Origin of the sequence: Flavitalea plasmicola (genome assembly GCF_030546645.1) — a bacterium.
Taxonomy (GTDB): domain Bacteria; phylum Bacteroidota; class Bacteroidia; order Chitinophagales; family Chitinophagaceae; genus Puia.
The window spans coordinates 360,994-374,540 of the sequence record NZ_JAUOTO010000001.1; the positions used below are offsets into that span (position 1 = coordinate 360,994).

8 protein-coding genes are annotated in these 13,547 nt (G+C 54.1%); 6 read left to right on the forward strand and 2 right to left on the reverse strand.

What is annotated here, in order from left to right; all coding sequences use genetic code 11:
• The first annotated feature begins 24 nt into the window (after nt 1-24).
• The 4 genes from Q4E93_RS01385 (at nt 25) to Q4E93_RS01400 (ending at nt 6,244) form a co-directional block, all read left to right on the forward strand.
• Complete coding sequence (locus Q4E93_RS01385) at nt 25-1,161, forward strand: Ldh family oxidoreductase (RefSeq protein ID WP_303582291.1); 1,137 nt, start codon at nt 25-27, stop codon at nt 1,159-1,161.
• A 43-nt stretch (nt 1,162-1,204) separates the two neighbouring features.
• Nucleotides 1,205-3,607 (forward strand): T9SS type B sorting domain-containing protein, encoded by a 2,403-nt coding sequence (locus tag Q4E93_RS01390; RefSeq protein WP_303582292.1) that lies wholly within the window; start codon nt 1,205-1,207, stop codon nt 3,605-3,607.
• Nucleotides 3,608-3,714: 107 nt separating this feature from the next.
• The gene (locus Q4E93_RS01395) at nt 3,715-5,037 is read left to right on the forward strand and encodes an aspartate kinase (RefSeq protein WP_303582293.1); all 1,323 of its coding nucleotides are present in this window, start codon (nt 3,715-3,717) and stop codon (nt 5,035-5,037) included.
• Nucleotides 5,038-5,062: 25 nt separating this feature from the next.
• Nucleotides 5,063-6,244 carry a carboxypeptidase-like regulatory domain-containing protein gene (locus Q4E93_RS01400; RefSeq protein ID WP_303582294.1) on the forward strand — a complete coding sequence of 394 codons (1,182 nt, stop codon included), beginning with the start codon at nt 5,063-5,065 and terminating at the stop codon, nt 6,242-6,244.
• A gap of 6 nt (nt 6,245-6,250) precedes the next feature.
• Here the strand turns inward: Q4E93_RS01400 and Q4E93_RS01405 are convergent, their stop codons facing one another.
• Both Q4E93_RS01405 and queA read right to left on the reverse strand, forming a co-directional pair.
• Entirely contained in the window at nt 6,251-7,165 is a 915-nt protein-coding gene (locus tag Q4E93_RS01405; protein WP_303582295.1) for an alpha/beta hydrolase, read from the reverse strand.
• 70 nt (nt 7,166-7,235) lie between these two features.
• Nucleotides 7,236-8,285: a tRNA preQ1(34) S-adenosylmethionine ribosyltransferase-isomerase QueA gene (gene queA, locus Q4E93_RS01410; RefSeq protein ID WP_303582296.1), complete on the reverse strand. Its 1,050-nt coding sequence runs from the start codon at nt 8,283-8,285 to the stop codon at nt 7,236-7,238.
• Nucleotides 8,286-8,617: 332 nt separating this feature from the next.
• Between queA and Q4E93_RS01415 the strand changes: the two genes are divergently transcribed.
• Nucleotides 8,618-12,310: a TraB/GumN family protein gene (locus Q4E93_RS01415; protein ID WP_303582297.1), complete on the forward strand. Its 3,693-nt coding sequence runs from the start codon at nt 8,618-8,620 to the stop codon at nt 12,308-12,310.
• On the forward strand, nt 12,285-13,451 hold the full coding sequence (locus Q4E93_RS01420) for an OmpA family protein (protein WP_303582298.1): 1,167 nt from the start codon (nt 12,285-12,287) through the stop codon (nt 13,449-13,451). The genes Q4E93_RS01415 and Q4E93_RS01420 overlap by 26 nt, the downstream gene beginning before the upstream one ends.
• Nucleotides 13,452-13,547 lie beyond the last annotated feature (96 nt).

Consider the following 13,547-nt stretch of genomic DNA (forward strand, 5'->3'; position numbering starts at 1 on the left):
CTTTGCGGACCTACAACCACTCTCATGCCACAACACCAAAAAAAGCAGGATCCATCTCTGACAGCAGGCGCCAACACAGCCTTTTTCTTTCCTTACGAGGACCTGCTGTCTTTTACGATAAACATCTTTACTAAGATCGGCTGCCCGGAAAAAGACGCGCGTACAGCCGCCGTCGCCTTGCTGAGCGCGGACCTCAGGGGCATCGATTCCCATGGCGTGGCCCGCCTCATCGGTTATGTGCGCTTATGGGAGGCAGGCAGAGCGAATCCTACACCCAATATCCGGATCATCCACGAAACGCCTTCTACGGCAGTGATAGATGGAGACGGCGGGTTGGGGCTCGTGGTGGCGCCCTTTGCCATGCAGGTGGCCATCGAAAAGGCGAAGAACGTGGGTACGGGCTGGGTCAGCGTGCAGCATTCCAATCATTTCGGCATCGCCGGCTATCATGCGCTGCAAGCCGTCCGTGAGGATATGATCGGTATTGCCATGACCAATGCCAGCGCCCTGGTAGCGCCTACTTTTTCCATCGAGCGCATGCTGGGCACCAATCCCATCTGCGTGGCCGTGCCCGCAGGGGAAGAGCCGCCATTTGTAGCCGACCTGGCCACCACTACGGCTGCCAACGGCAAACTGGAGATCCTCCAACGAAAAAATGAAGAGGCCCCCCTGGGCTGGATACAGGATAAGGATGGCAATCCCACAACGGATGCACATGCTTTGAAGACAGGCGGCGCCTTGCTGCCGCTGGGCGGCGACCGTGACCATGGCAGCCACAAAGGCTATGCGCTGGGCGCCGTGGTGGATATTTTTTCCGCCGTTCTCAGCGGCGCGAATTACGGTCCCTGGGTACCTCCTTTTCCCGCCTTTGTTCCCATGCCCACCGGCATGCCTGGCAAGGGTATCGGTCATTTTTTTGGCGCCATGCGCATCGATGCGTTCCGTCCTGCCGCCGAGTTCAAGGAACATATGGACAACTGGATCCGCCGGTTTCGCAGTGCTACACCGGCGCCCGGCCAGGAGAAAGTGCTCATCCCGGGAGATCCCGAGCGGGAAATGGAGGCCGAGCGGCTCACCATCGGCATACCGCTGCTCGCCCCCGTGGTAGCCGACCTGAAAGGTCTGGCGGAAAAGTTAGGAGTGGAATTTCCGGCTTACTGACCGGGTTTCATTTCCTGCTTTTTTTGTCTATTTTGGGCGTCTTATGTCTCCCTGGAAATTGCCTGGATCCTTATTTTGCACTGCTGCACTCCGAATACTTATTATCCAGGGCCTGCTACTTTTTCAGGCCCCCGTTTTCAGCCAGAAAGTGGTCAGTACGATCGCAGGCACGGGCGTTCCTGCTTTTTCCGGTGACGGAGGGCCTGCGCTAAACGCAGGGCTGGACTTCCCGCTGGGGATCTGCTTTGACCCTGCAGGCAATATGTACATTGCCGATTTCAGCAATCAGTGCGTACGCAAGGTGGATGCCGTCACGGGAGATATCAGTACGATCGCAGGCTCCGGCGGTAACAACGGTTTTTCCGGGGATGGAGGTCCTGCCGTTAGTGCACGGCTCAATCACCCCCTGCGGGTATGTGCTGATAAGAATAATCACCTGTTTGTCATCGACTATGAAAATCTCCGCGTCCGCAGGGTGGACCTTGCCACCGGGATCATTACCACCATTGCGGGCAATGGCACCGCGAACTATGTCAACGGTGGACTGGCTGTTAATGGCGGGCTTGTGCCATTCGGAATTGCAGTGGATCAGGCCGGACACCTGTATATCTCCCAGCCGGAGACCAATGCGGGAACGCCTACCCATTTGCTCATCAGCAGGCTGGACCTTTCCTCAGGGATCATAACTACCGTTGCCGGATCCGGCCAGCCCGGCGATATCACGGGCTATGGCGGCAGCCCCCCGGGACTGGCCTGCGATGCCGCAGGCGAACTTTACGCTGCAGGCGGTGTGTATGGAGGGGTCAGTAAGATCGATCCCGTGACCGGGCTCATCACCCATGTTCCTGTCAATATCCCCACGACACAGCCAATGGACGTGGTTGTAGATGGCCTGGGCCATCTCATCGTGTCGGACATGACGGGCGCCCAGGTGATCAGCGTGGATCTTCAGACCGGCGCCGGCACTGTCGTTGCAGGCGATGGTGTCACCGGTATGGGACCGGATTGCGTAACGCCCACGGCTTCCCGCATCAATTACCCCATGGGGCTTGCCCTCGACGGCCAGGGTAATATCTGTTTTAGCGAAATGCTGAATAACCGCGTCCGCAAAATATTGACGCCACCTGCCCTGCCCCCGATGACCGTTCTTGCTTCCGTTAATCCTGTCTGTGCCGGACAAGCTGTCACCTTTACGGCCCGGGTGACGAATGCCAGCGGCGGCACTTTCCGATGGAGCGTGAACGGGAGTCCCGTCAGCGGTAATTCGGACACCTACGTCACCAAAAGGTTGTCGGACGGGGACAAAGTAGCCTGTGAGCTTACCATCGCAGCAGCCGGGACCTGTGGCTTCACGAGCAATGCCGTGACCGTCCGGGTTTTATCGGCCAGTTCGCCTTCCATCAGCATATCCACACCGTCAACGATACTTTGCGGCGTGAATACGGCGGAGTTCACCGCCTTTGTCACCAACGCCGGAGATCACCCCACCTATCAATGGCTGCTGAATGGCAGTCCCGTGGGGAATAATTCAGATACTTATGACGCTGCGGGCCTGGCGGATAACGACGAGGTGGCTTGCCGGCTGACAGGGGATCCCACCTACATCTGCAGCACCGTTCCCCCGGTGACATCCGTTCCCATCCATATAGACATCGTTCCGGATGCCCCACCCACGATCCGGGTGACGGCTTCTGCCAATCCCATCTGCCCGGGCGATTCCGTGGTTTTCAAGGCAACAGCGCAGGACGTGGGCGCGGGCTTTTCGTATCAGTGGATGATCAACGGAGCCAGGACGGGTGTCAGCAGCGATACATATGGAAATGCACATTTAAAGGATGGCGATATTGTCAGCTGCGCGCTGGATCCCGGCAATACGCCCTGCAGGACAGGTCAGCCGGTGACCTCCGGTCCGCTGACCATTTCGGTGAGGAAGGTGCCTGAGATCGTGCTGCCCTTTGCCGATACGACGATACTGCCGGGGCGGCAGATCGTTCTTCAGGCCAGCATACAGGGGAATGCACAGTCCTGGCAATGGAGCCCCGCCGATGCCCTGATCAACCCCGCTGCGCTGACACCCCTGACAGTCGCGATGACTGCGACGACGGATTTCCACCTTACGGCATTTTCCATGGAAGGCTGCCCCGTCTATGGGGATATAGCGGTCAGGGTCTTTTACAAGCTGGTCCTTCCCAACAGTTTTACACCCAACGGGGACGGCAGGAACGACCTATTCCGGATCCCTCCTTTCGTCACCCTGGAGCTGGAAGAGTTCTCCGTCTACGACAGGTGGGGCAATAAAGTATTCAGTACGCGCCATGCCGGCACAGGCTGGGATGGAACCCGGAATGGCCAGGCCTGCGCAGCAGGCACTTACGTGTATGTCATAAAAGGCAAAACGATCCAGGGAGAGGTGCTGTCGAAGGGAACGGTCCTCCTGGTTCGATAATTTGAAATTTTCTAATCCATCAGCCCGTATCTTTGCCATCCCAAAAACAGAAATGATGAAATGCGTGAGCATTCCATCTGACCATTAAAAAAGACAAATAATTCCAGATGAAGGTCATGAAATTCGGAGGCACCTCCGTCGGCAAGCCCGAACGTATGCGCCAGGTAAGCCAGCTGATCACCAAAGATACCGAGCCTACGATCGTCGTGCTAAGCGCACTGAGCGGCACCACCAACTCGCTCGTGGAAATAGGCAACTCCATTGCCTCCGGGGACCGGGATGCCGCCCGTCAGCAGATAGAAAAGCTGGAAGCCCATTACCAGGCGTTCATCCGTGATCTGGTCAAGAGTGAAAAAGCCCTTGCCAAAGCGAAGGCCATCGTTGCCGAGCATTTCGAATTCCTTACCATCATCCTGCGGATCTCTTTCAGCGAAGCGTTGAACAAAGATATCCTGGCCCAGGGAGAGCTGCTGTCCACCAAGCTTTTCTCCGTCTTCCTGGAAGAGAACGGCATCGACCATGTGCTGCTGCCCGCCCTGGAATTCATGAGCATCGATAGCCATGACGAACCCCAGGTCAACAGCATCAAGACCCGGCTGGGACACCTCCTCCAGCAGCATCGGGACAAAACGCTGTTTATCACCCAGGGATACATCTGCCGCAACGCCCGCGGAGAGGTGGACAACCTGAAAAGAGGCGGCAGCGACTACAGCGCCTCTCTTATCGCCGCAGCGATCAATGCATCTGTCTGTGAGATATGGACGGACATCGACGGCATGCATAACAACGACCCCCGCGTCGTGAAGAAGACAGTGCCTATCGAGCAGCTGAGCTTTGAAGAAGCCGCCGAGCTGGCTTATTTCGGTGCGAAGATCCTTCACCCTGCGTCTATCTGGCCCGCCCAGTTCTATAAAGTGCCGGTAAAGCTGCTGAACACCATGCAGCCGGAAGCAAAAGGCACGCTGATCACGGAAGAGGCAGGTTCGGTAGGTGTGAAAGCCATCGCCGCCAAGGATGGCATCATCGCCATCAATATCCGCAGCAGCCGCATGCTCCTTGCTTATGGCTTCCTGCGCAAGATCTTCGAAGTATTCGAGAAATACCGCACCCCCATTGATATGATCACCACGTCGGAAGTAGCCGTATCCGTAACCATCGATACTGCGGCGGACCTGAAAGCCATCGTAAAGGAGCTGGAGCCTTTCGGCAACGTCGAGGTGGAAGACAATCACAGCATCGTTAGCATCGTCGGCAACGAGATCGCCCTGACGCAGGATGTCCTTGCGAAATTGTTCGAGGCGCTGATACCCGTGCCCGTTCGTATGGTGAGCTATGGCGGCAGCAGGCATAATGTATCGCTGCTGATCCCTTCGAGCCACAAGACGCAGACCTTACAGCTGCTGAACAAGGGGTTGTTCGGACTGGAATAAGACGTACATTCATGGAGCACTTTCCATGAAACAGACTTTATCCCTTATTGCGTTCATAATAGGGTCGATTTTTTCCACCTGGTCCCAAAGCCTGTCCGGAACCGTAATGGATGCGATCACGGGGAAACCGGTCTCCGGCGGCAGCGTTTACCTTAATACTTCTTCTATTGGCGCCGCTACGACGGAAAGCGGGACATTCCTGCTTAAAAGGATTCCGCACGGCAAGTGGGATCTCATCGTTTCGGCCATAGGTTATGACACCTATACACTGCGCATCAGCAGCGACAGCCTGCCATCGGAGCTGGAGATCCGCCTGCGGCAAAATGCCTCAGAACTCTCTTCCCTTACAGTGGAAGCCTATCTGAAGGACGGCTGGCGGCAGTGGGGCAAATTCTTCCTGAACAATTTCATCGGCACAACGGAAAATGCCTCTTCCTGCCAGATCCTCAACAAAGAGGCGCTTCGCTTCCATTATTCCATGAAGAACAGGAAACTGACGGTATCTGCCACAGCTCCTCTTATCATACATAACAAGGCGCTGGGCTACGATCTGCAATACCAGCTGGAAGCCTTTTCCTATGATATGAAGACAGATGTTGTATTGTACAAAGGCTACCCCTTGTTCAGGGAAATGTCAGATGGAGAGGAAAATAAGCGACGTCGATGGGAAGAAAGAAGGAAAAAAGCCTACCTCGGCTCAATGCATCATTTTGTGCAAAGCCTCTACGCAGGCAGCTTGGCGGAACAGGGATTCCTCGTCGAGCAGACGATACGCATTCCCAACGCAGAGAAAGAAAGGGTAAAGAAAGTGTTCGATCCCAAAGCGCCTGCTGGCACTTATCCTGACGATTCCCTTCATTATTATTGGAGGATATTGAAACAGTCCGATCAATTGCTGCAGGTGGTCCGGGCCGACACAGCTGAATTGGTCAAAGATATCCCGGGCGGTTCCAGGAGCTTATTCTTCCCCGGTGCGCTCTATGTCAAATATTTCAAGGACCTCTCCACCACGTATGACCACTGGCTGTCGGAGCTGAGGCTTACAACGCCATCACCTGTGGAGATCGATGGCAGTGGCAATTATTTCCCCGCGGAGAACGTGCTGGCATCGGGGTACTGGGCACAATCGGAAAAGATCTGCAATCTGCTGCCCCTGGATTATCCTATGCTCGCAGTCGACCCCGGGGCCAAAAGGCTTCCTTTGTAGATCAGCTTAGCGCTTCATCCATCCATTATCTCCCAGCCAGGTGATCAGCCTGTCGAACCAAAGGTCCTTTGTCGTATTGTTATGCAGGCCGAAACCATGGCCGCCATGGGGATAGATATGCATCTCCGCAGGTACGCCATTCTGCTGCAATGCCTCATAGAAATGGATGCTGTTGGCCACAAGCACTACCTGGTCGTCCCCGGCATGTATCAGGAACGCAGGAGGTGTGGCGGGGGTCACCTGTAATTCATTGGAATATTCCCTGATCTTTTCCGGAGAAGGCGCCTTGCCGATGAGGTTCTCCCGGGAACCACGATGCGCAATGCTGTCGGAGAAGCTGATGACGGGATACATCAGGATCATAAAGTTGGGGCGCAAGGAGATATTATCCGGATTGTCGATGTAGGCCTTGCTGAAATGGGTGCCCGCCGTGGAAGCCAGGTGGCCGCCTGCCGAGAAGCCGATAATGCCTACGCGTCCTGTGTCCACCCCCCATTTGCCGGCATTTTGCCGCACCAGCTGGATGGCCCGCTGTGCATCCTGCAGGGGCCCTATTTCTTTGTTGACCATCGTTTCGTCGCTGGGCAGCCGGTACTTCAGCACAAAGGCCGCAATACCCATCTCATTCAGCTTTTCCGCTATCTCTACACCTTCATGTCCCATGGCAAGATGGTGATATGCTCCCCCGGGCACCACGACGATACCCATGCCTGTGGCCTTTTCTTTTGACGGTAAATAGATCTTCAGGGTCGGTCGGCTCACCAGACTAAGGCTTAGCTTATTGGCGCCTTCGGCCTTTTCTAAGTCTTTAGTGGGCTTCGAATTGGGGATCGCTCCATCGTATAACGGGATCTCCTGTTGCTGGGCATTGGCCATGGTCATCAAATGTAGGGCGGCGAGGATGGATAGTAATTTCTTCATATGCTGGTCGTAGTTATAAAAATAGGAAAAGGGGCCGAAATGACCCCTTTTTCGGAAAATTTTAAGCGCCTTATAATAACAGCATGGCATCCCCGTAGCTGAAGAAGCGATACTTGTCCTTGATGGCCTTTTTGTAAGCTTCCATCGCCAGATCGTAGCCGGCAAAGGCACATACCATGATCAGGAGGCTCGTCTTGGGCAGGTGAAAATTGGTCACCAGCGCATCTGCAATATTGAACTGGTAAGGCGGATGGATAAAAGTATTGGTCCAGCCTTCGGAAGGCTTCAGCAGTTTTTCGGCCGTGAAGGAAGATTCTACTGCACGCATGGTCGTGGTGCCGATCGAGCATATCCGGTGATTGCCCAGGCGCGCCTTGTTCACGATCTTGCAGGCATCGTCCTCGATACGATAGTACTCGGCATCCATCTTGTGCTTGCTCAGGTCCTCCACCTCGATAGGACGGAAAGTTCCTAATCCCGTGTGAAGGGTGACTTCAGCGAACCGCACGCCTTTTATCTCCAGGCGTTTGATCAGCTCCTTGCTGAAATGCAAACCTGCGGTAGGCGCCGCGACGGCTCCTTCATGCTTTGCATACACCGTCTGGTAGCGCTCTTTATCCTCTTCGTCCGGCTTGCGCTTGATATACTTGGGTAAAGGAGTCTCGCCCAGGATCTCCAGCACCTGGCGGAACTCGTCGTCGCTGCCATCCCATAAGAACCGGATGGTCCTGCCGCGACTGGTGGTATTATCGATGACTTCCGCTACCAGCTCATCATTGTCGCCAAAATATAGTTTATTGCCAACCCGGATCTTACGGGCCGGGTCTACGATGACGTCCCAAAGGCGGTTGGGCTTGTTCAGCTCGCGAAGAAGGAATACTTCGATCTTGGCGCCTGTCTTTTCTTTGCGACCATACATTCTTGCGGGAAAAACCTTGGTGTTATTTACGACGAAAACGTCCTTGTCATCGAAATAGTCGAGAATGTCCCTGAAATGCTTGTTTTCGATCTGGCCGGTCTGGCGATGGACAACCATCATTCGGCTGTCTTCTCTTTTTTTCGCAGGGTGCTGGGCAATAAGGTTTAAAGGAAGATCAAACTTAAACTGTGAAAGCTTCATGTGGATGCTGTTGTTTTTTTATTCGCACATGATACCAGGTAGGTGGTAATGATATTACGGAGGGCTTCCGGCACAAACCAGGTCTTACGGCACCCGATTTGATATCATGTTACGGCATGATTTAAGCGTGCGAAGGTAATAAAAAAAACGGCCATACCCAAATAATAATTTTAAAGCTGCTAGCTGCAAGCCTCAAGCTACAAGTGAATGACCTGTAAGCATTTAAAGAAATCCTTAGCTTGCAGCTTGCAGCTTGTGGCTTGAAACTAAAATATTTTTCCTGATTTCCCGTCTTTTATGCAACTTCATGAACCATCGATTAACTCCCGATAATGAGATCGACCCCTACGCGAAAGATTTTTGTGGCGCTTGTTATTCTCCTACTTCCGGCAACCATACTGACAGCGCAGCGGCGGGCGGAAAAGAAATATCCCGCCCTGTTATGGGAGATCACGGGTAATGGCCTGAAAAGGCCCTCTTATCTCTTCGGGACCATGCATGTCAGCAGCAAGCTGGTCTTTCATCTCAGCGACTCCTTTTACCTGGATATCCGGAATGCCGAAGTGGTGGCGCTGGAACTGGACCCCCAGCTTTGGCAGGACCAGCTGTTCCGCTTCCAGCGGATGCAGAACAACCTCCGGTTCTATACGCAGGGGGCCCCCGGCGACTATATCAATGAAAGGTCCTTCCAGCTGGAAAAATATGACGACAAGCTGAAATCGGCCCTTAGCGACGAGCCGACCATCATCAACGGCTTGCTTTACCGCACCTTCCAGTCCCGGGCCGATTTCGAGGAAGATACCTACCTGGACCTCTATATTTACCAGACGGGCAAAAAGCTGGGTAAACAGGCCACAGGCGTCGAAGATTATTTCCAGACAGAGCAGCTTGTCATGGAGGCGGCACAGGATATGATGAAGGATAAGAGGAAGAAAGCGCCCGATACGGACGGCGCCTCTCCTTATGAGCTGGAGAAAAAGACACAGGAAGCCTACAGGAAAGGAGACCTGGATATGCTGGATTCTCTGGAAAAGCTCCTGCAGCCTTCGGAGTCCTATATGGAAAAATTCCTCTATCGCCGGAATGAGATCCAGGCGGCATCCATCGACAGCATTGTAAAGCATCATTCCCTTTTTGTAGGGGTAGGGGCCGCGCACCTGCCTGGCAAACGGGGCGTCATAGAGCTCCTTCGCAAGAAAGGCTATACGCTCCGGCCCGTCACCATGCCTGACCGTGACGCCACCCAGAAAGAGGACATCGATAAGATCAGAGTGCCTGTCAGCTTCTCCACCTTCACATCCGACGACGGGGATTTCTCCGTGCGGCTTCCCGGCAAACTCTACCGGCGGAGCGAAAGCCGCACCGCCGACAGCTGGCAATATGCCGATATGGGCAATGGCGCTTACTATATGATCGGGCGGGTGAAGACCCATGGGGCCTTCCTGGGGCAGAAGGAAGAGACCATCCTGCGAAAGGTGGATAGCCTGCTGTATGAGAATATCCCGGGTAAGATCCTGAAAAGAACGGCCATTACCCGCAGCGGTTTTAAAGGCTTTGATGTCACGGGCAGGACCCGGCGTGGCGATATCCAGCGATACAATATCGTGGTCACCCCCTACGAGGTCCTGATCTTTAAAATGAGCGGGAATAACAACTATGTGGAAGGCAAAGAGGCCGAACAGTTCTTCAGTTCCATCACCCTGCATCAGACCGGGCCGCCGGGATGGACGAACTATACCCCCCCGCAGGGAGGTTTCAAGGTCGTTCTTCCCCGGCCGCCAGCTGAATACAGGAATACCTCCAATCCCGACGGCATCACCCGCTGGGAATATGAATCCGTGGATTCAACCACCGGTGATGCATTCCTCATCTGGAAAAAAGCCGTGCAGAATTATCATTTCCTGGAGGAGGACACCGCCGACCTGGCCCTGATGGAAGAAAGCTTTCGCCTTTCCGACTGGATAGAAAGGCCCATCAGCCGTCACACGGGTGTATACCGGGGCTCCCCATGCCTGGAAGCGGCTTACCAGCTGAAGGACGGCTCTTATGTATGTACAAAGTTCCTGATCAAAGGTCCCCATTATTATTTGCTGGCCAGCCGAAGCCTTAGCAAGGAGAAGACCTTTCCTCTATTTTTTAATTCCTTTGAGTACAAACCCTTTAAATATGGCGTCTTCCGTAATTATGTGGACACCTTTATCAATATTAGCGTCAGGACGCCCGTGATCCCCGACATAGATGCAGGGATGAGAGGTATCCTCGAACGGGCTACCAGCGAAGAGTTCCTCAATACTGTCCCGGATTACAACAGCTATTGGCCCCGCAGCAAAACAGCTCTGTTCCAGGATGATTCCACAGGAGAAGCTATTTTCGTATCGATGGAGACCTTTCCTAAGTATTATTTCCCCAAGGATTCCGCCAGTTTCTGGAAAGACGAGACCAACGAGCGCCGCATACGCGAAGACCTTGTCATACGGAATAAACAACCTTTTCGATTGGGTGATCCTTCCACTGGCGCGCCAGGATACAAATACACCATCGTCGACACCAATACATCCCGGTGTATCACCACCTGGCTTTTTTTGAAGGACAACCGCCTTTTCCGGGTGGTCTCGCTGGGTGATACGCTGCAGGAAAGCTCTGCCTTCACCGATCAGTTTTACGCCAGCATCCGTCCCCTGGACAAGAAGCTGGGGCCGCCCGTGTTTGCCAATAAGCTGGATACTTTTTTCAGCGACTTTTATAGCAAGGATTCCCTGCGCAGCCGGCGGGCAAAGGACGCTATTCCCAACGTCTATTTCGGCGTTCGGGGCGGCCTGCCTGTATTGCTGAAAGCCATCCAAACCCTCCCTTACAATGGAAAGGATTATTTCGAGACCAAGGCCCGCCTGATCAATGAGCTGGGGTATATCGACGATTCCTCCTCGGTAAAGGCAGTAGTAGAAGGGCTCCGCGAGATCTATGAACGGGCAGGTGATACCAGCACCTTTCAGAATGCCGTGTTCAAAGCGCTGGCCCGCCACCGGACGCTTCCGGCCTACGAAATGCTGCGGGGATTGCTGGTACAGGACCCGCCCGTGTTTGACAACAGCTCCGACTATAATTCGCTTTTTCAGGACCTGCGGGATTCACTTCCCCTTGCCCGTACCCTGTTCCCCGACCTGCTGCAGCTGGCCAGCGTGGATGATTATAAGGTCGATATCCAGTCCCTGCTGGCAATGCTGGTGGACAGCGGCTATCTGCGCAGCACCGATTATGAATCCTATTTCGGACAGCTGTATTTCGATGCCAGGATACAATGGAAAAAGCAGGAGGGCCGTGATGAAAAAAGGCTGCAGAAAAAAGAGTACGAAGGCGATGAGCCCGTCAGGACGGATGGGGATGACGACACGGATGATCTCCTGGCGGATTATGCCGTGCTGCTGATGCCCTTCTATGACAGGAATGCCACGGTGCCGCATTTTTTCGACAAGCTGCTCCGGAGCCGGGACCCCTCCCTTCGACTGAGCACCACCGTGTTGATGTTGCGGAACAACCGGCCCGTGGCCGACACCATCATCCGCAACCTGGCTGCCAGCGACCAGCACCGAAGCCACCTGTTGAAAGAGCTGAACGCCATTCATAAAAGCGACCGTTTTCCGCGCGCCTTCCGAAACCAGGTGGATATCGCACGCAGCCTGCTGGTCAGCAGCAAGGGCGACAACGATTTTTTCGACGTTCAGTTAGTGGATAAGAAGCTGGTACAGTTCCGGCAGCGTAAAGGGTATATCTATTTTTTCCGGTATAAGATGGGTAAGGACGATGAATGGCAGATGGGCCTCAGCGGAATGCAGCCGCTGAACCTGAAGGAGGTCAGCACAGGAGATGACTTTGTACGCCTTACGGGCAGAAAGATCCGTGCCGACATTCCCGTGCGCGATCAGTTTGAGCGACAGCTGAAGCAGTTCCTGTTCTCCAAACGAAAAAGTGCCAATTCATTCTATCTCGACAACGATTATTATGGAGATCACGGCGATGAAGACTAGGCTGGCCTGGCTGATATTGGCATGCCTGCCTGCGCAAGGCTTCTCCCAGCAGCCCAACCTGCTGGCCAACAACAGCTTTGAGGATGTCAACACCTGCACGGAATATCACGCGCAGTGTGCTCCCGCAGCATGGTTTATCGTAACTACCACAAAAGTGAAATGGCCTCCGCCCAAAGACGGGGAGTCCGTCATGCCGATTGTTTACGACGACATGTATGCGCCGATGACCGGCCGGACTTTTCCTTATACCATGTTATTATGTCCCCTCAAGGCCGGTCGCGAATACGACCTGTCCTTTTGGCTTTACACCGGGGAATTTCCTTTTACGCACCTGGACGTTGTGCTGACGCATGCCGATCCGACCCGGGCTCCTTCGGTGATAGGGAAGATCATCCCCTCCTTCAGCCTGTCTAAGTCCGATGTCCTGGAAAAAGACAAGGACGGATGGATGAGGGTACGCAAAAGGTTCACCGTTGACGAGGAAAAGAGGTTCTTCCTCATCGGCAATGTGATGCCTTCCGGGGCGTATCCGCACAGCGTGGAAAAGAAGCTTAAGAGACCCGGCAGCGGATTGATCACTTTTTGTATAGACGATATCAATCTTTCCGCGGTCGATACGACCGAAATAATGTGCCCTTCCTTCGCTTATACGCATTCCATCGTTTATGAAGAGCACCACCGCCATACCCGGCATATCTTCCTGGACTCGCTTCCGGCCAACAGCATTCCCCTGCAGTCATCCCACGACACCCTGACTGGCGTACAGGCGCCGCCGCCGCTGTTTATCCCCCCGCCGGCAGATACGCTGCTGATCCCGGGTGTATATTTTGCCACTAATAGCAGCGAGATCAAAAGCATCTACGCCCGGCAGCTGGACAGCCTCATCGCGAAGATTGGTTTGAAGAAGCTTGTCAGCATGGAGATCGACGGCCATACGGACAATACGGCCTCCGACGAATTCAATGACGCACTGTCGCTGCGCAGGGCTGCCAGCATCAGGGATTTTATACTGACGCGGCTGCCTGATCTGAGAGATTTGATCGCCATCAACGGCTTTGGTTCCCGGCGCCCCGTAGCTACCAATGATACCCCTGCGGGTAAGGCGAAGAACAGGCGGGTGGAGATTGTTTTAAGCTACTAGCTACAAGCTGCAAGCTGCAAGCAAGACTTACCAAGTCTTCAAGCACCTAAAAAAACCAACTTGTAGCTTGAGGCTTGCAGCTTGCAGCTTGTAGCT

Excerpts from the sequence above, each read along its gene's own strand:
- Q4E93_RS01415 (WP_303582297.1), top strand. The coding sequence starts at position 8,618 with ATGAGATCGACCCCTACGCGAAAGATTTTTGTGGCGCTTGTTATTCTC.
- Q4E93_RS01420 (WP_303582298.1), top strand. The coding sequence starts at position 12,285 with ATGGAGATCACGGCGATGAAGACTAGGCTGGCCTGGCTGATATTGGCA.
- Q4E93_RS01400 (WP_303582294.1), top strand. The coding sequence starts at position 5,063 with ATGAAACAGACTTTATCCCTTATTGCGTTCATAATAGGGTCGATTTTT.
- Q4E93_RS01405 (WP_303582295.1), bottom strand. The coding sequence starts at position 7,165 with ATGAAGAAATTACTATCCATCCTCGCCGCCCTACATTTGATGACCATG.
- Q4E93_RS01385 (WP_303582291.1), top strand. The coding sequence starts at position 25 with ATGCCACAACACCAAAAAAAGCAGGATCCATCTCTGACAGCAGGCGCC.
- Q4E93_RS01390 (WP_303582292.1), top strand. The coding sequence starts at position 1,205 with ATGTCTCCCTGGAAATTGCCTGGATCCTTATTTTGCACTGCTGCACTC.
- queA (WP_303582296.1), bottom strand. The coding sequence starts at position 8,285 with ATGAAGCTTTCACAGTTTAAGTTTGATCTTCCTTTAAACCTTATTGCC.
- Q4E93_RS01395 (WP_303582293.1), top strand. The coding sequence starts at position 3,715 with ATGAAGGTCATGAAATTCGGAGGCACCTCCGTCGGCAAGCCCGAACGT.